The organism is Geobacillus sp. FSL K6-0789 (assembly GCF_038593135.1).
GTDB lineage: Bacteria > Bacillota > Bacilli > Bacillales > Anoxybacillaceae > Geobacillus > Geobacillus stearothermophilus.
Genome location: NZ_CP151966.1, coordinates 1,474,722 through 1,490,663, shown reverse-complemented (window position 1 = coordinate 1,490,663; position 15,942 = coordinate 1,474,722). Strand labels below are relative to the sequence as shown.

Annotated in this window: 17 protein-coding genes, 1 other RNA gene, 3 pseudogenes and 1 riboswitch; of the genes and pseudogenes, 3 read left to right on the top strand and 18 right to left on the bottom strand. The window is 54.3% G+C overall.

Features of this window, described 5'->3' with window-relative positions; genetic code table 11:
• Positions 1-3 precede the first annotated feature (3 nt).
• From tlp to NSQ51_RS07650, 11 genes and pseudogenes are all read right to left on the bottom strand, one after another.
• Positions 4-234, bottom strand: coding sequence for a small acid-soluble spore protein Tlp (gene tlp, locus NSQ51_RS07700; protein WP_033015308.1), 231 nt, complete (start codon positions 232-234; stop codon positions 4-6).
• A gap of 30 nt (positions 235-264) precedes the next feature.
• On the bottom strand, positions 265-408 hold the full coding sequence (locus tag NSQ51_RS07695) for an acid-soluble spore protein N (protein WP_011231056.1): 144 nt from the start codon (positions 406-408) through the stop codon (positions 265-267).
• Positions 409-463: 55 nt separating this feature from the next.
• Positions 464-595, bottom strand: coding sequence for an FbpB family small basic protein (locus NSQ51_RS07690; protein WP_080706519.1), 132 nt, complete (start codon positions 593-595; stop codon positions 464-466).
• Positions 596-718: 123 nt separating this feature from the next.
• Positions 719-1,246: a TlpA disulfide reductase family protein gene (locus NSQ51_RS07685; RefSeq protein WP_020753890.1), complete on the bottom strand. Its 528-nt coding sequence runs from the start codon at positions 1,244-1,246 to the stop codon at positions 719-721.
• A gap of 138 nt (positions 1,247-1,384) precedes the next feature.
• A complete protein-coding gene (locus tag NSQ51_RS07680; RefSeq protein ID WP_015374731.1) occupies positions 1,385-1,534 on the bottom strand; it encodes a hypothetical protein in 150 nt (49 codons plus the stop codon).
• Between the two features lie 81 nt (positions 1,535-1,615).
• Positions 1,616-2,464, bottom strand: coding sequence for a sulfurtransferase (locus NSQ51_RS07675; RefSeq protein WP_049625396.1), 849 nt, complete (start codon positions 2,462-2,464; stop codon positions 1,616-1,618).
• A gap of 89 nt (positions 2,465-2,553) precedes the next feature.
• The gene (locus NSQ51_RS07670) at positions 2,554-2,820 is read right to left on the bottom strand and encodes a YpbS family protein (RefSeq protein WP_049625395.1); all 267 of its coding nucleotides are present in this window, start codon (positions 2,818-2,820) and stop codon (positions 2,554-2,556) included.
• Positions 2,817-3,005, bottom strand: a complete 189-nt coding sequence (locus NSQ51_RS07665) for a hypothetical protein (RefSeq protein ID WP_033015314.1) — start codon at positions 3,003-3,005, stop codon at positions 2,817-2,819. Before NSQ51_RS07665 ends, NSQ51_RS07670 begins: the two co-directional genes overlap by 4 nt.
• A pseudogene (locus tag NSQ51_RS07660) lies at positions 3,005-4,243 on the bottom strand (dynamin); the annotation flags it as partial. The pseudogene NSQ51_RS07660 and the gene NSQ51_RS07665, both read right to left, overlap by 1 nt.
• 402 nt (positions 4,244-4,645) lie before the next feature.
• A pseudogene (locus NSQ51_RS07655) lies at positions 4,646-4,876 on the bottom strand (xanthine permease); the annotation flags it as partial.
• Positions 4,877-4,878: 2 nt separating this feature from the next.
• Positions 4,879-5,121: pseudogene (locus NSQ51_RS07650) on the bottom strand (xanthine phosphoribosyltransferase); the annotation flags it as partial.
• 115 nt (positions 5,122-5,236) lie between these two features.
• A riboswitch (purine riboswitch) is annotated at positions 5,237-5,338 on the bottom strand.
• A 390-nt stretch (positions 5,339-5,728) separates the two neighbouring features.
• Between NSQ51_RS07650 and NSQ51_RS07645 the strand changes: the two are divergent.
• Genes NSQ51_RS07645 through NSQ51_RS07635 form a run of 3 tightly spaced genes read left to right on the top strand, consistent with a single transcriptional unit; the run spans position 5,729 to position 8,033 of the window.
• Complete coding sequence (locus NSQ51_RS07645; RefSeq protein WP_049625393.1) at positions 5,729-5,890, top strand: cytochrome c oxidase subunit 2A; 162 nt, start codon at positions 5,729-5,731, stop codon at positions 5,888-5,890.
• Between the two features lie 21 nt (positions 5,891-5,911).
• Positions 5,912-6,382: a cytochrome c oxidase subunit II gene (locus NSQ51_RS07640; protein WP_033015318.1), complete on the top strand. Its 471-nt coding sequence runs from the start codon at positions 5,912-5,914 to the stop codon at positions 6,380-6,382.
• A gap of 1 nt (position 6,383) precedes the next feature.
• The gene (locus tag NSQ51_RS07635) at positions 6,384-8,033 is read left to right on the top strand and encodes a b(o/a)3-type cytochrome-c oxidase subunit 1 (RefSeq protein ID WP_049625392.1); all 1,650 of its coding nucleotides are present in this window, start codon (positions 6,384-6,386) and stop codon (positions 8,031-8,033) included.
• Between the two features lie 39 nt (positions 8,034-8,072).
• On the opposite strand, the gene NSQ51_RS07630 is transcribed toward NSQ51_RS07635, so the two are convergent.
• From NSQ51_RS07630 to NSQ51_RS07600, 7 genes are all read right to left on the bottom strand, one after another.
• The gene (locus tag NSQ51_RS07630) at positions 8,073-9,575 is read right to left on the bottom strand and encodes a carboxypeptidase M32 (protein ID WP_033015325.1); all 1,503 of its coding nucleotides are present in this window, start codon (positions 9,573-9,575) and stop codon (positions 8,073-8,075) included.
• Between the two features lie 120 nt (positions 9,576-9,695).
• Positions 9,696-11,633 (bottom strand): ATP-dependent DNA helicase, encoded by a 1,938-nt coding sequence (locus NSQ51_RS07625; RefSeq protein ID WP_033015327.1) that lies wholly within the window; start codon positions 11,631-11,633, stop codon positions 9,696-9,698.
• Positions 11,634-11,763: 130 nt separating this feature from the next.
• Positions 11,764-12,900: a class I SAM-dependent RNA methyltransferase gene (locus NSQ51_RS07620; RefSeq protein WP_033009237.1), complete on the bottom strand. Its 1,137-nt coding sequence runs from the start codon at positions 12,898-12,900 to the stop codon at positions 11,764-11,766.
• A gap of 133 nt (positions 12,901-13,033) precedes the next feature.
• Positions 13,034-13,432: RNase P RNA component class B (gene rnpB, locus NSQ51_RS07615), an RNA gene on the bottom strand.
• Between the two features lie 82 nt (positions 13,433-13,514).
• Positions 13,515-13,811, bottom strand: a complete 297-nt coding sequence (gene gpsB, locus NSQ51_RS07610; RefSeq protein WP_033009238.1) for a cell division regulator GpsB — start codon at positions 13,809-13,811, stop codon at positions 13,515-13,517.
• A 215-nt stretch (positions 13,812-14,026) separates the two neighbouring features.
• Positions 14,027-14,263 (bottom strand): CotD family spore coat protein, encoded by a 237-nt coding sequence (locus NSQ51_RS07605; protein WP_033009240.1) that lies wholly within the window; start codon positions 14,261-14,263, stop codon positions 14,027-14,029.
• 398 nt (positions 14,264-14,661) lie between these two features.
• Complete coding sequence (locus NSQ51_RS07600) at positions 14,662-15,933, bottom strand: ribonuclease H-like domain-containing protein (protein WP_121650089.1); 1,272 nt, start codon at positions 15,931-15,933, stop codon at positions 14,662-14,664.
• Between the last annotated feature and the right edge of the window lie 9 nt (positions 15,934-15,942).

The window sequence follows — 15,942 nt, the reverse complement described above, 5'->3', positions numbered from 1 at the left end:
TTGTCATAATTGGTAGCCGTGCTCCCGTGCAGCGGCTTCGTCTTTAATTTCCGCGCGCATGGCCGCGATCGCTTCTTCGCGGCGGCGGTTTTTCTCGCGAATTTTCTCCCGCTCTTCCGAGGAAGCAAACTGCATCGTTTCTTCGGCTTTTTCAATATTTTCAATGGTGTTTTGCACCATCTCTTGCAGCTTCTCAACATTGTCGCTGCGGTCATCCGGTTTCGGACGCGGCATATAGGCTTCCTCCTTTACGAGATTTTCCAGCTACTCACCCTTCGTTTGGATGACTTGAGCATGCTGGCCGGATTGATCTTGCATTTGTTTGCCTTTGTTTCCTCCAGCGGCGCGAGGCTGTGTTCCGATATGGTTGGGAACAAAATGTTTGCGGCTTCCTTTCGGATTGCTCATTGTCTTCGCCTCCTCGCCATCTAGTCTGTCCGCCCGGAGGACCGCTATGCATGGGTCATTCTGCTTTCTTGAGCATCCGCTCTTCCAGCTTTTTCTCGATTTTCTCGAGCGCTTCCCGGTCGCTCAACAATTGCCGTTTGTTCTCGCTGATCAGTTCTTGGAGAGTCATTTTGCGGGATCGTCTCATCGCTATCAACCTCCCCTCATTTATATTGTAATCTTATTCATGCCCAAAAAAGATAAAAATTATGACAACTTTTCAAAAAATAATGAACCATAAAAAAAAGCGCCTTCCGTCAAAACTGTTCGGTCAACGAAAGAGCGCTGTCTTCTTTTCGAGTTGCGCGGCGGTCACCGGGCCGATGATTTTTTGCCGGATGACGCCGTTTGGGTCGATGATATACGTCGTCGGAATCGTCTGGATTCGGTATCGGTGAAGCGCCTCGCCGCGCACATCCAAGGCGACGGGCAACGTCAGTTTTTTGTCTTTCGCAAATCGCTCCGCATTATCGAGCGTATCTTGCGTCGTCAAATGGACGGCAAGCAACATGACTTCGCGGCCGTGCTGCTTGTAAAACGCCTCAAGCTCCGGCATTTCCTTTTTGCACGGCGGACACCACGACGTCCAAAAGTTGAGGACAACCGCTTTGCCGCGCAAATCAGACAGCCGGACGGCTTTGCCGCCAAGCGTCGGCAGCGTCAAATCAGGGGCCGTCTGACCGATGCCCGGGCCGCTTTCTATTTCGTCTGTTTCCTGTTCGTTCCCGGCAGCCATCGCATTCCAAAGACCATAGCCGGCAACGGCCAAAAACAATAGGACGACAAACCATTTCCGCACGCATTTCCCTCCCTGCCGGCCGGCGCCCTTTCTTCCATCCAGCGCCCTCCGCCGCTCTGCCCATCATTATAGCACATACGTTTGTGTTTGCCAACGTTGACGTCTAAGGACGAAAAAACGAGGGACGAGCCCTCGTCATTAACGGATGTTTTTATGGTCGTTTTTCAGTTTCTCGGCTTCCACCTCGGCGTACGAAGCAAACTCGCTCGTCCATTCATTGAAGCCGTTTTTCTTTTTGGCGTTGTTGTTTCGTTGGGCATTGGCATTGCCAAGTTTTGTCCGGCCCATGCACTCGCCTCCTTTTTGTTTCAACGGTTCACACATAGTATGCGCTGCCGGAGAAAAACGATGCGCGAAACAATTTCGAAACTAGGCGTCCGAGGACGGGTGGTCCATTTCAACCGGATGATCGGGATAGGAAATCCAGTCGCTGAAGCTGCCGACGTACAGCCGAACGTTGTGATAACCAGCTTCGTGGAGCGCCAACACGTTCGGGCAGGCGGTGACGCCGGAACCACAGTAAACGATCAACGGCTGCCCACGGTCAAAATCGGCAAACCGAGCCGCCTGCTCGACAGCGCTTTTCCAGTAGCCTCCTTCCGTCACCCCGTCTTTCCAAAATCGGTGCACCGCCCCGGGAATGCGGCCGGCCCGGCGGTCGATCGGCTCCTCCAACCCGGCATACCGCTTCCACTCGCGGGAATCAATGAGCATCGCTGCACGGTCGCGAACGGCGGCTCGCACATCCTCGACCGTTGCGAGCCATGATCGGTCCGGACGCGGCTGAAACCGCCGCGGCGGCACAGCTGAAATGGCGCGCGTCACCGGATTTCCTTTTCGTTTCCATTCGCTGTAGTTGCCATCCAACACGTATGCGCGCGCATGGCCGAAATACCGGAGCAGCCACCAACAGCGCGCGGCCATGGCCCCGTTTTGGTCATCGTAGGCGATGACCATCGTCGTGTCGTCAATGCCGGCCCGGCTAAACACATCCGCCGCTTGGGCGGCTGATGGAAGCGGATGGCGGCCTCCGTGCTCTCCGACCGGGCCCGACAAGTCGCGCTCTAAGTCCATATACACCGCTCCGGGAATATGGTCTTCCCGGTAAAGAGACGCCCCTTTAGCCGGATCGCCAAGCCAAAACCGGCAATCAACAATGCGGATGGTTTCATCGGACAAATGCGCCAACAGCCATTCGTGGGAAACGAGAGACGCCATTGTTCCTCCCCCCTCTTTCGTTTTCATCAGCCCGGCCTGCTTACAGGCCGGCAGCCGGGAAGCCAATGCCAACGCTTTGGCTGTGTACGTTACTTCTCTTCAAGCCGGCGCACGTAGTCGCGCACCATCTCTGGCGTTACATAGCGGCGCGCCGGCACGAGGCCGCCGGCGGCCAGCTCGTTCATTTGTTTCGTCACTTCATTGATCGCCTCGACCGTAAACGGCTCACCGCGGCGGCACCGTTCAACCGCCTCATCGATGCGCCGCTCGCGCTCGAGCTCAAGGGCGGCAAACCGCTTTAAGATGGCGTGCTGTTTGTTGATATGGGCGGTGATGGCGTGATGTACTTCGCTCAATGGTCCTCGTCCTTTCCTGCTTCTTTTTCCATCAAACGCCGGACGTTCGGTTTTGGCGTCCAGCAGTTGAACCGATAGTTTGGCTTCGTCTTATAGCCGAGCCGGCGGCAATACGTGTACAGCCCGTCGGCTCGCTTTTCTATACGGTAGTAGATGCATGTAGCGCAAGCGTGAAACCGGTTCATCAACGCGCCTCCCCGACGCGGCCCGAAAGAAGGCCGCGAAGCGCCGCTTCGATGCGGGCGAGCGCCTCATGATCCGCCGCTTCGGCGAGCGCGGCAAGCAAGCCCTCCATATAGCTGTCGACTTGTTCCGCGAGAGCGGCCAAAAGTGCGGCGACGGCATCCTTGTATTGTTCTGCGTACGTCGCCACAAGCCGCTCTTTTTGCTCAGCCAAATAGGCGTCGATCGGCTCGACAAGCGCCGCCTCAATTTCCTCTTTCATCCGCCGCTTTTCGTCGCGCTCAAAAAACGATTTGGCGTTTTTATACAGCGAAAGCGCCTTGGTAAACCGCACCCGGTCTACATCCCCAAGGGCGTTGGCAAACTCCGGCGCCGAAAAGGCAAACGGCTCAGGCGGCGTGAGCGCGAGCGCATCATCGAAACGACGAAGCTCATGGAATAGGCGCGAGAACTGCTCGGCCAGCTGTTTGTGCAAAAACGACTCAACACGCAAGCTCGTCGCCCGCAACTCTTGGGCCAAATCAAAGCCAACCGATGCGAGCAACTCGTCGAGGCAACGCTCAAGCGCCCGCCGCGCCGGGCCTTGGTCGTCGCGGAGCACCGCCGGGTTGAACGCCTCCTTAAACACATCGTTGAGGCGGAAAAAGACGCGCTGCTTGACGTAATAGAGCAATTCGTCGACTTCCTGGCGAAGCGCCTGCCGGCCGTAGGCATCATCAATGCCAGCAAGCACGGCGTGCATCTTCGTTTTCACCGCCTCAAGCGCCTGCCGTTTCTCCGCTTTTTCCGCTTCGCTTTGCCCTGCGGCGCGCGCGAATTCCTCTGCCGCCCGCCGCGCCCGCTCAAGCTCGGCATATGCGCTCTCGACGGCGACTTCCGCCAGTTCTTCCGTTAAGAAGCGGAAGAAGTCGGTTTCAAAGGCAGACAAGCCGGAGTCCGCCAAGACGCCGCGCGGACCGGGCTCGGCCCCCGTTTTTTCCGCCAGCGCCAAGCGGCTTGAGAGCGCATAAAGGCGTGGGAAGCGGATGCCGAAGCGGGCGAGCTCTCCGTTCATATAGGAAATGACGGCCTCAAGCTCCTCTTTCGACTGGGCCAAATCAGCCGCATTGATGATGAAAAACATTTTATCAAGCGAAAACGCATCTTTGACGCGCCCGAGCTGCAGCAAAAACTCCCGGTCTGCCTTCGAGAACGCGTGGTTGTAATACGTGACAAACAGCAGCGCATCGGCATGCTTCACTTTATCGGCATTTTCGTTGTCGCCGGCTTGCTGAAGCCGGTCGTGCATATTTGTCATTTTCGCCAGCCACGGCCGCAATGGCGGCCGCTCGATCACAATATTCCCATGACCAAAACCCCTTTGTTTCCGTCAATGTCATTTACATTCATTTTACTGTATTTCGCCCCGTTTCCCAATAGGAAAACAAAAAAATCCCGCCGGTTCGTTCAGCGGGATGAATGTTTTTCCCCGGCCCGCAGCCGGCGAGCCATTGGCGTCAATGGAACCGTTTCACAGCCGGCTGTCTTTGTTTTACTTGCGCACTGCCGGAAACACACGCCCGTTCTCCCCGCAGCGGCGGCACGAAGCGCGGCCGCAGCCTCAGGAACAGCTGATGGATTTCTATGAAAGCGATCAATACGATTATGAAATTTTTTGTTCCTGCAACGGCAGTGCAGCCGATTTTCTCGCCTTGCCGAAATGGAAGACGGCATTTAAAAGGATGGCGGTGAGGCCGCCGGCGACGATGCCGCTGTCCGTCAAAATGCGCAGGCCCGCCGGAAGCTCAGCAAACAAGTTCGGCACCGCCGTCACCCCAAGCCCTATGCCGACCGAGCAAACAATGATCAGCAAGTTTTCTTGCATAGCCAAATCGGCTTACGGGCAACGACAAGCGGGATGCCAAGTTCATACGCGGCCATGATGGCCGGGCTGATGCCCGATGACTCAAGCGTCAACACTTTCGTCGGCCGCTCGCCGCAAAACCGGCCGGCAAACGCTTCGCCGATCCGCTTCATCAGCTGTGGGGCGACCTGATGGTTCAAAAAGCGATCGACTTTCAGCACCCCGCCGGCCAGCACCTCTCCTTCAGTGGCAATTTTTTCGAGCAATTCGCGCATGCCAATCCCCTCCAAAATAAAAAAGCTTAAAAAACACCGGCCTCACTCATTCCATGAGTCAGGCAATGTCTTTTAAGCCAAGGCAAAAGGAAGGCGCAAGACGGCCATGGCCGCCCCCCTTGACATTACCACTCATAGTCAGCCGATTTACGGTCGGCTGGTAGAGACTCGCAAGCCGTATTCTTGCGATTATATGAGTGAGTCAGCGTGATTCAGTTACTAGCAGTATACCACGGAAAGCGGCGGATGAGAAGCGGTTTTTTAATAAAAAAAAAAAAACGAACATTAAATAAAAAAATAATTAATCATTCGTTTTTACTCTCCTTTGCCGTCAGCTATCTTCGTTCCGATTCTGTCCGGGACAAAACCGTTGCCGCTGTCCCTCATCAGACGGATCCGCCGCCTTTTTCCTTCCCGCCCTTTTCCTACATTGTTCACCATCGTCACCATTTGTTCAAACTTCTTGTGTTGTTTTTGTGAGAAAAGTCACTGTTGCAGCCGTTTTGTACGGTTATGATAGTGTCAAAGCAGGGAAACTCACGCTTGGCGCACCTGCCTGTCAACGTTATGGGGGATGAATCCAAAACGCACGAGGAGGGATGAAAGGATGGCCAAACCAGAGCGGACAAAACCGACGGCAATGGACCGGCAAACAAAAAAGGAAAAAGAGCCGGCGCTCAGTGGCACGCTGTCGTCCGTGTTTTTGCTCGGCTTTTTCATCATTTTCGCCTGGGTCAGCGTCTACTTTTTATTTTTACACCGCCTGTAAGCGGCAAGGGAGGGACTTGAGATGCACATTCATAAGTATGAAAAAATTTGGCTGACGTTCGGCATCGGTTGTTTGATCGTCTTTTTGACGGTCGTCGGCGTGAGCGCTTTCGCCGCCGGACAGCAGCCGCCAAGCTGTCTGACGACAATCGATCCGGAAAAAGTGGACACTACCCCGCCGTTTGATCATCCGGGGCTTGTGAAAAAAGGGGATGACGAATACGAACTGAACATCGTCGTGGCCGCGTTTTCCTTTACGCCAAATGCCATTGAAATTCCAAAAGGAGCGAAAGTGACGATCAACGTCACCTCAAAAGATGTCATTCACGGGTTTGAAATTCCCGGAACGAACATCAATATGATGGTCGAACCCGGCTATGTCAACAGCTTGACAACGACGTTTGACAAACCGGGCGAGTATACGATTCTTTGCAATGAATATTGCGGCGCCGGCCACCATATGATGACGGCGCGCATTAAGGTGGTGGAGTGAGATGGTGAACTCGTTGGAAAAAGTCGATCGCCGCGACGCCAAACTGGCGCTGGCACATTTGTTTGTCGCCTTTACCGCCCTGGCGCTCGGGGGATTCGCCGGTTTGTTGCAAACACTCGTCCGTTCCGGCAAGTTTGAGCTGCCGGCTGGGATCAGCTATTACACGATTTTGACGACGCACGGCGTCTTGCTTGGGCTTGTGCTGACGACGTTTTTCATTATCGGCTTTCAGTTCGCTGCGGTCAGCCGCACGACCGGAGCGCTCTCGGACGGTTCGCGCCGGCTCGGCTGGATCGGTTTTTGGATGATGACGGCAGGGACGGCCTGCACAGCCTTTTTCATCCTAACCGGCCAAGCATCTGTCTTATATACGTTTTACGCGCCGCTTCAGGCGCACGCTGGCTTTTACATCGGCTTGGCGCTCGTCGTCGTCGGCAGCTGGGTGAGCGGGTTTGGAATGTTTGCCCATTACGCGCGCTGGCGGAAGGCGCACCGCGGTCAGGCGAGCCCACTGTTGGCGTTTATGTCTGTCACGAATATGGTATTATGGCTCATCTGCACGCTTGGCGTAGCCGCCACCGTCGTCTTTCAGCTCATTCCGTGGTCGCTTGGGCTCACGGATCGGGTGAACGTGCTCTTGAGCCGGACGCTGTTTTGGTATTTCGGGCATCCACTCGTCTACTTCTGGCTATTGCCGGCGTATATGGTTTGGTACGCTGTCATCCCGAAAGTGATCGGCGGCAAAATATTCTCCGATTCGCTCGCGCGGCTGGCGTTTATCTTGTTTTTACTGTTTTCGATTCCAGTCGGCTTTCACCATCAATTGCTGGAGCCAGGGATTTCGCCGTTTTGGAAGTACGTGCAAGTCGTCTTGACGTTTATGGTCATCATTCCGTCGCTCATGACAGCGTTTGCCATGTTTGCGACGTTTGAATCGTACGGCCGCTCGCAGGGGGCAACCGGCCTGTTCGGCTGGTGGCGGAAATTGCCGTGGGGCGACGCCCGCTTTTTCGCACCGTTTGTCGGGATGCTGTTTTTCATTCCGGCCGGCACGGGTGGAATCATCAATGCTTCGCACCAGCTCAACCAAGTCGTTCATAACACGATTTGGGTGACCGGCCACTTCCATTTGACCGTTGCCACGACGGTTGTGTTAACGTTTTTTGGCGCATCGTATTGGCTCATCCCGCATTTGACCGGCCGGGTGATGACGAAAGCGATGAACCGGCTTGCCATCATCCAAACGATCGTATGGGCGGTCGGGATGACATTTATGTCCGGCTCGATGCACTTTGCAGGCTTGCTCGGGGCGCCACGGCGCTCAGCGTTCTCCACATACGGCAACTCGCCGCAGGCGCTTGAATGGATTCCGTACCAAATCGCCCAGGCGGTCGGCGGCACCATTTTGTTCATCGGCATCATTTTGATTCTTGTCATCGTCATTAACCTAGCGTTTCTCGCTCCGAAAGGCGAAACCGAATTCCCGGTCGCCGAAGCGGCCGCCCCGCAGGAACGGGCGGCGTTGGCGCTCGAAAACTGGAAGCTGTGGATCGGCCTCGTTGTGGCGCTCATTGTCATCGCCTATACGGTGCCGCTCATTGACATCATTCAAAATGCTCCGCCGGGATCGAAAGGATACAAATTATGGTAAGCAAATCCCCCTCTTCCAAACCGGAGAGGGGGATTTGCTTTATAGACAATAAATCGCTTTATATTTTTCTTCTAAATAACGGATCAAGTGTTCGGCGTTGAGCGGCTCACCGGTGGCATCGCGCACAAGGTTGAGCGGCTTTTTCGTTTTTCCGAATCGATGAATGCGCTCGGTCAGCCATTCACGAATCGGCGCGATGTTCCCTTCTTCAAGCAACGCCGCCATGTCGAGTTCTTTTTCGAGCGCCTGTTTGAATTGCGCCGCGTACATATAGCCGAGCGCATACGACGGAAAATAGCCGAAGCTGCCGCCCGACCAATGGACGTCCTGCAACACGCCGACCGCATCGTTGTACGGGCGGATGCCAAGATATTGCTCATATTTCTCATTCCATACGTCCGGCAAGTCCGCCGCTTCGATATCGCCGGCAAACAGCTGCTTTTCGATTTCGTAGCGGATGATAATGTGAAGCGGATACGTCAGTTCATCGGCTTCAATCCGGATCAGCGACGGCTTCGCCTCATTGATCGCCCGGTAAAACGCATCCAGCGAAACGCCGGCAAACTGCGATGGCGCGTATTGCGAAAGACGTGAATAATGCCGCTTCCAAAATGAATAGTGGCGGCCAACCATATTTTCGAAAAACAGTGACTGCGACTCGTGAATGCCCATCGATGCCCCACCGCAAAGCGGCGTGCCGACAAGCGTTTCGGAAATATGTTGTTCATACAGGGCATGGCCGCACTCATGAATCGTCCCGAAGATGGCGGTGCGAAAATCGCGTTCGTCGTAGCGCGTCGTAATGCGCACATCGTTTGGGTTCAACCCGATCGCAAACGGATGAACCGTCTCATCAAGCCGCCCTTTGCCAAAGTCATAGCCGAGTTCCGGAAGCAGCTCCAAAAGAAACGCCCGTTGCCGTTCTTTCGGAAACGCAGCAAACAAAAACGACGTATCCGGCTTATTTGGGGCGGCGGCAACGGCTTGTACAAGCGGAACGATGCGTTCACGCAGCCGGCCGAACAGCTGATCGAGCAGCTCGACCGTCATGCCCGGCTCATATTGATCAAGCAGCGTGTTGTACGGATGCCCTTCATATCCCCAGTACTCGATAAAACGGCGCTGAAACTCGATGATTCGCTCCAAGTACGGGCGAAAACGGGAAAAATCAGCGGTTGCTTTCGCCTCTTCCCAGACGCTTTCCGCTTTGGAGCGAAGTACTACATACTCCTTGTATTCGGCAACGGGAATTTTTTTATTGCGCTCATATTCTTTTTTGCACTCATCGAGCGTGCGCTGCGTCACTTCACCAAGCTGTTCATACACCCCTTTGGCTGACAGTTTGGCGATAAACGCCGCCATCTCTTCGGATATCGACATTTGGAACGCTTCCGCCGACAGCATGCCGATCACTTCCGAGCGCTGTCCGACTCCTTTCTTCGGAGCCCCGGTCCGCAAATCCCAATACATGAGGCCGATCGCCTCATGGTATCCCATCATTTTTTTGACATATTCCAAAAATTGTTCTTCCATTCGCTTCATCGAGCCCCATCCTCCCACTGTTTTTGTTGGCCGTATCATCATTTCCATAACAAGTGGGCATTTTCCTGCTGACACATCGGGAAATATCCGCTTCGGCTGCAAAAAGAAAAAGGGAAGAACTTATTCTTCCCTCACCGCTGTCGGCAGCACCTCTTTGACCGCTTGGATGACTTGCGCATCGTCGCGGTCAGTGACAAAAATGGAGACGATGCCGCGATCATCGCGGGTGCGGATGAGCCGTCCGACTCCTTGACGGAGGCGGAGCAGCATGTACGGCACATCAACGCTCCAAAACGGATCGCGGTATGCCTTCCGTTTCGCCTGAAACACCGGATCGTTCGGCGGATACGGAAGCGACCAAATGATGACGTTTGACAATGACGGCCCCGGGATGTCAAGCCCTTCCCATAAATGTTCCGAACAAAGCACGGTCTCCTCATTGCGCTGAAACTCGGCGACCAAATCGCTGATTTCACGGTCTCCCTCAAACAAGAACGAAAACGGTTCATCGGCCGCTTCTTCTTTAAATTGGAGCAGCTCTTCGCGCGTCGGGAACAAGATGAGCGCCCGGCCGCCGGTTTCGCGCAATTTTTCGAGCGCATAGCGATATTTTTCCGCAAACAGCGTCTCGCCGGCGCGGAACGTCGGCATATAAATTGTCATTTGCTCATCGTAATCAAACGGCGATGGCACGCTGAACGACAAATAGTCATCAATGCCCAAGCTTTGGGCAATATAGGCAAACGATTTTCCGCTCGACAGCGTCGCCGATGAAAAGATAAACGGCATTCGTTTGCTGAACACTTTTTCGCGCAGCACTTCCTGCACGGTGCGCGGCATGACGACCAAAGTCGCCTCTTGGCGCGATGACTCAAGCCATGTGATCGCATCGGCGTTCGTCAAAAACAAGTCGAGCGAATATTGAATTTGATCCAAATATTCGTCCACGATGTTCAGCTGATAATGGTCGATCGTATACGTCTCGCTTTCAAACACAAGCTCATTGCCGATTTCAACGATTTGCCTGTGCAGCTGCTTCGCCCATTGCTGCAGGGCGGGCGACGGCAAAATTTCTTTCCGGTTCGATCCGGGAACGTCTTTCGCGCACGCTTTCAATTCCGCAAAAAAGCGCGCGCTCGTCTCCAACGTCTCCTCAATTAAATAAGCGAGCTGTTCACGGATGTCGTTTTCGAGCAGCCTTGTCAGCAGCATCTCAAGCGTCGTCTCTTTCATCCGGTACGTCAGCGCCTTTTGCGCGGCAAACTCAAGCAAATGCCCCTCATCGAACACGATGCAGCTCGCCTCCGGCAACAGCGGCAGCTGGCCTTCCCGCTTGCGCGCCTCATACGTCCAGACGTGTTCCATATAAAAATCGTGCGAACAGACGATCAAATCCGTCGCTTTTCGATAATAATCGCGCCAAAGCGTCTGGCCGCAGCGGTGCCGCTTTTCACATGTAAAACAATCCTGAAACGGGTCCCAGGCGATTTTTTTCCACTGCTCATCACTCAAATGGGCGTATTCCTTCCGGTCGCCATAGCGGTAAAACGACTGCATCGGTTTATTATCGTGGACGAATGCCGGAAGCTCATCAAAAATTCGCTCGTATAATTCGATATCCTCGTCATCATATGTCGTGACTTCTTCGAGCTTATTTAAACATAAATATTGATCCGGCGATTTGGCCAGCCGGACGTCGATATGCAGTCCAAGCACATCGGACAATTTGGCGATATCCCCTTCTTTTTTGACGAGCTGCTCGATCAATGTCTCATCCGCGCAGGCGATGATGGCCGGCTTGCCAGTGTAGCGGGCGTAACAAATCGCATACAGCAAATAGACGATCGTTTTTCCCGTGCCGACCCCGGCTTCGGCAAACATCACCTTTTTCTCGCGAAACGCGCGCTCGAGCTGGAACGCCATATAAATTTGCTCATCGCGCAGCTCAAACCCGGCCTCTGGCAAAATATCGTAAAAAACATCGCCGATCCATTGGCTGAGCTTGTCAAAGAAGTTTTCGTTTTTTTCTACTGTAAATGGATAACGATCATGGCTCATCGCCGCCACCCCTCCAAATTGGCATAAACTCCCCCGGCATCATCATGCATAAGCGCGCAACAAGTTTGTTGCGCGCTTATTCTCAATAACAAGACAATATTATGATGGATCGCCGCCGAGAAGTCAACTTCTAGCCTTCACGCGGCGGCCGCGGCCCCCAATATTGGTAGTAATGCGTTTCGATAAAGCCGTTAAACAGCTTGCGCCGTTTGGTTGCCGGTCGGCCGTAATGCGTTTCAAAGCCGCGGTGGGCGGTTAAGATATAGACCGACCACGTATCCAAAGAGGCGTAGGCGCGGCCGATAGCGCGATAGAGCGCTTCCACTTCCCGGCGTTCGCCAAGCCGCTCCCCATACGGCGGATTGCCGACAATCACTCCGTACCGCTTGTCCGTCCGAAACTGCTCCGCCCGCCCGACTCGAAACGACAATAAATCGGCAAGCCCTGCTTCCGCCGCGTTCGCCTTGGCGGTTTCCACCATGTGCGGATCGATGTCCATCCCGATAATATCCAAAGGCTGGTCATAGCGGGCCAGCGCTTCTGCTTCTTCGCGCGCGCGCTCCCACACTTGTTTCCCGATCCACGGCCATTGTTCGGAAACAAAGTCGCGGTTGAATCCAGGGGCAATGTTTTGGCCGATGAGCGCTGCCTCAATGGCGATCGTGCCCGAGCCGCAAAACGGGTCAACAAACGGGCGATCCGGCGTCCAGTTGGTCAGCAGCACCAAGGCGGCGGCGAGCGTCTCTCTGAGCGGCGCTTCCCCTTGGCGGAGACGATAGCCGCGCTTGTGCAGCCCGGCGCCGCTCGCATCGATCGTCAAGGTGGCGATGTCCTTATGGAGCGCCACTTCGATGCGGTAGAGCGCCCCTGTTTCAGGAAACCACGACAGCCGATAGCGCTCCTTTAGGCTTTCAACAACCGCTTTTTTGACGATGGCTTGGCAATCGGAGACGCTGAACAACGTTGATTTCACTGATTTTCCAATAACAGGGAACGAGGCGTCTTTCGGCAAATAATCAGCCCATGGCAGCGCCTTCGTCTGCTCAAACAACTCTTCAAACGTCGTCGCCCGAAACTCGCCGATTTTGAGCTTCACACGGTCGGCAGTGCGCAGCCAAAGATTGGCGCGGCAAATCGCAGCCGCATCACCTTCAAACATCACCTTGCCGTTTTCCACTTGGCATTCGTAGCCAAGCCGGCGCACTTCATCCGCCACAACCGCTTCGAGCCCCATCGCGGCCGTGGCAATGATTGAAAATCGCTCCATCCGCTTCCCCCTATTCTGGCAGGCAATATGTATTTCATCTCCAAGTATAACCATCCTGCAAAACAACCGATACAAGAAAAGCCCTCCTTCATGCAGGAGGGCTTTTCATGATGCCATCACCACGTTAATCATGCTCTATAAGCCATGTTCTGTACCTTCGTACTGCAAGCGGCTTTGCGCCTCGTACTCCGGCGGTAATCATCTATCTACAGGCTGCATGCGCCGCCTGTCCTTCCCTCCGTTCATTTCCTTCGGGAAGGTGCCCCTACCATCATTTGGGTTTCTCGCTCGTGGGGTTTACCGCGTTCCACCTCTAAGGTTTCCCTTAGAGCTCCGTCACTGTGGCACTTTCAGGGTAATCGAACCATATCCCGAGCCGGGACGTAGGTTCTTTCCCCGCCGTCAGCCCAGCCGAAGCCAGGCTGCCCTAGCTTATGGATTCGCTAGGCACGAACACTACGGGCATCTCAGCACCGTGCGAGCATGGACTTTCCTCTACGGCCGAAACCGGCCGCAGCGATTACCCGAGCATGATTAACGCTGCGAGCATTTTACAGTATAATCGATTTTTCACATAAGAGCAAGAGAAAAAAATTGGAATTTGTCTACATCGCCTACTCGTACAGCTTCCGGCCAAACACATGTTTCTCTAAATTGGACAGGCGCTGCAAAATATCGTAGTTTGTCGTCCCGGCCGATACCGACGGCCGCTTTTGCAGCTCCTCGACTTGCCGCTTCAGGCGGGCGTTTTCTTGTTGCAGCTCTTCAATTTCCTGCTGAAACGCTTCGTAATCTTTGATGATCATATCTAAAAACTGGTCCACTTCGTCTTGATTGTACCCCCGCATGCTCACCTTAAATTCCTTTTCTAAAATGTCTTTCGGCGTTAGTTTTACGCGATTGGCTGACATGGCTTTCACCTCAATCCGCTTTCAACTCTTTTCTTTATTTTTTCAGAAATCGGTCCGGTTGTCAATTGACGTTTTCTTTATTCCGGTCGCGAAACCGAATAAAAGGAAATGATTCCATCCATCCCCTCATACTTGAAAACGGATGTTCCAGCGCATGGTCCGGACACCGTTTGACAAAAAACAGAGGCCGGCGAGCGGCCCCTTCGTCCGTTTGTTTAATATCCAACCGGGAACGGCGGCATCGGCCCTGGGCAATACAGGTGCCGGTTGGCAGCCTGAGCGACGGCCGATTCCGTATGCGGGAAATAATGGTGATGTTCATACAATTGGTGATACACATGCATCGTATGCGACGGATGGATATGCGGCACAATCGTTGCTTGAAAATGATGTTGGACGCAGCATTGAGGCGGATGAACAATCGGCGCCGTTACATAAGGCGGGCAATGCATAGGCATCCTTCTCCTTTCATCTAGACTGTTGGTTTGCAATACTAGCCTATGATGAACGAACCGAACTCGTACTAGTGTAGATACCCATTTTGCACGGCGGCGCTGCCAAACCGAATCCGCTTCTTCAGCCCCGCCCACGCGGCGCCGGTCATCTCGGGCATCGTGAACCGTTAATAAACATAATGGAACACGACAAACGTCAAGCCGACGACAATAAAAAAGAGGTACAAAATTTTTTTGTACATGCTCCTCATCACATTCTTCTCCCTGCCCTCGTTTTCGTTCATTCCGACGCCATTGTACACGTTTTTTTATTTTTCTACAAGATTCGCAGCAAAAGAAGAGTAGGAATTTTTCTGTTTCTGTCACATTTTGCGCTTGCCGGGGAAATGGGCGTCTCATTTTCCCGGCCTGTTTTTCTTGCGCATAAGCCGCTCAAGCCGCTTGCGCCACTCCCGCTCCTCCCCGTCCGCCGCCTGCCGGCTCGCCCTGGCAAGCGACCGCCATGCCTCATACGCCGCCGCCGCATAAAGGTGCGCTTCATCAAGGTCACGGAAATAATGTTCGTACGCTTTCGCCAGCTCAAGGCCCGCTTTCATCTTCCAATAGACGCCACACTCCAATAAGTCGCGCCAAAGCGCCGCCGCCTCGTCATACCGTTTTTCCTTCCGATATAAAAGCGACAGTTGCCACTTCGCCATATGCGCTTCTTTCGCCTGCCCGGCGCCCGCCTGTTCATAGACGCCCCGCGCGGCCGCCGTCTCCCCGACCGTTTCCAACCAGCGGGCAGCGGCCAGCTGTTCGCCTGGATCGGTGAGTTGGTTTGCGTCAAGCAGCTGAATCGACAAATGAATGTATAACACGATGAGCGACAACACGTCTTGCTCATTATGGCGCAAAACGGGCATGATCCGGTCGGGATGGGGCATTTGCAAAAACGCTTGGTACATCATCGGCGCCAAAAAACCAGGCACATCATCGTTCCGTTTGACGCCAAGAATATGCCGCTCCACTTCAGCCAACCGCAGCGAATCGAGCCGGCCTTTCCATAATCGGCGGGCGGCATGGTACAAATCGAAATGACCGAACGCGGGCAGCTTCGGCACCATGTCACGGACAAGGGCATGGCGCGTTTTCAGCCGCGGCCAGTCGAACGCTTTTCCATTGTACGTAACAAGCGTCGTATAGTTGACATCGGATAAGAAACTTTGATACAGCGCCACTTCCGCTCCGGGATGCGGCAAAAAATGCTGGCGGACGATGACGCAATCACCGGCAAAGCGGGCATGGCCGAGCAAAAACATGACATTTCCCGCTCCGCTTGAAAGCCCCATCGTCTCCGTGTCAAAAAAGAACAAGTCGCCAACGGCAAACCCGCGGCACGAGAGCGGGTGGGAAAACGGCGCCTCCTGCCAGCGCCGGTGCACCTCATAAAACGCACCGAGCCGATAGCGGCCATGTTCGTGATCAAGCGGGTACACCGTCTCGCGGACAAGACAATAATCGCCGGCAAACGAATGCGGAACAACGCCGCATTGTCGCCACTGCTCAGCAAACGGCACGTCCGCCGCCCGGCATTCACCCGCTTCTGCTTCAAGTTCTCCGGCCGCAGCCTTCGGTTGATGCCGGGCGGCCAGCAGCTCTTTCCATTGCGACAGCTTTGGCTTCATCCGTCTCGC

Coding starts and splice junctions, on each gene's coding strand:
- tlp (WP_033015308.1), bottom strand. CDS start 234: ATGCCGCGTCCGAAACCGGATGACCGCAGCGACAATGTTGAGAAGCTG.
- NSQ51_RS07695 (WP_011231056.1), bottom strand. CDS start 408: ATGAGCAATCCGAAAGGAAGCCGCAAACATTTTGTTCCCAACCATATC.
- NSQ51_RS07690 (WP_080706519.1), bottom strand. CDS start 595: ATGAGACGATCCCGCAAAATGACTCTCCAAGAACTGATCAGCGAGAAC.
- NSQ51_RS07680 (WP_015374731.1), bottom strand. CDS start 1,534: ATGGGCCGGACAAAACTTGGCAATGCCAATGCCCAACGAAACAACAAC.
- NSQ51_RS07675 (WP_049625396.1), bottom strand. CDS start 2,464: ATGGCGTCTCTCGTTTCCCACGAATGGCTGTTGGCGCATTTGTCCGAT.
- NSQ51_RS07665 (WP_033015314.1), bottom strand. CDS start 3,005: ATGAACCGGTTTCACGCTTGCGCTACATGCATCTACTACCGTATAGAA.
- NSQ51_RS07645 (WP_049625393.1), top strand. CDS start 5,729: ATGGCCAAACCAGAGCGGACAAAACCGACGGCAATGGACCGGCAAACA.
- NSQ51_RS07640 (WP_033015318.1), top strand. CDS start 5,912: ATGCACATTCATAAGTATGAAAAAATTTGGCTGACGTTCGGCATCGGT.
- NSQ51_RS07635 (WP_049625392.1), top strand. CDS start 6,384: ATGGTGAACTCGTTGGAAAAAGTCGATCGCCGCGACGCCAAACTGGCG.
- NSQ51_RS07630 (WP_033015325.1), bottom strand. CDS start 9,575: ATGAAGCGAATGGAAGAACAATTTTTGGAATATGTCAAAAAAATGATG.
- NSQ51_RS07625 (WP_033015327.1), bottom strand. CDS start 11,633: ATGAGCCATGATCGTTATCCATTTACAGTAGAAAAAAACGAAAACTTC.
- NSQ51_RS07620 (WP_033009237.1), bottom strand. CDS start 12,900: ATGGAGCGATTTTCAATCATTGCCACGGCCGCGATGGGGCTCGAAGCG.
- gpsB (WP_033009238.1), bottom strand. CDS start 13,811: ATGTCAGCCAATCGCGTAAAACTAACGCCGAAAGACATTTTAGAAAAG.
- NSQ51_RS07605 (WP_033009240.1), bottom strand. CDS start 14,263: ATGCATTGCCCGCCTTATGTAACGGCGCCGATTGTTCATCCGCCTCAA.
- NSQ51_RS07600 (WP_121650089.1), bottom strand. CDS start 15,933: ATGAAGCCAAAGCTGTCGCAATGGAAAGAGCTGCTGGCCGCCCGGCAT.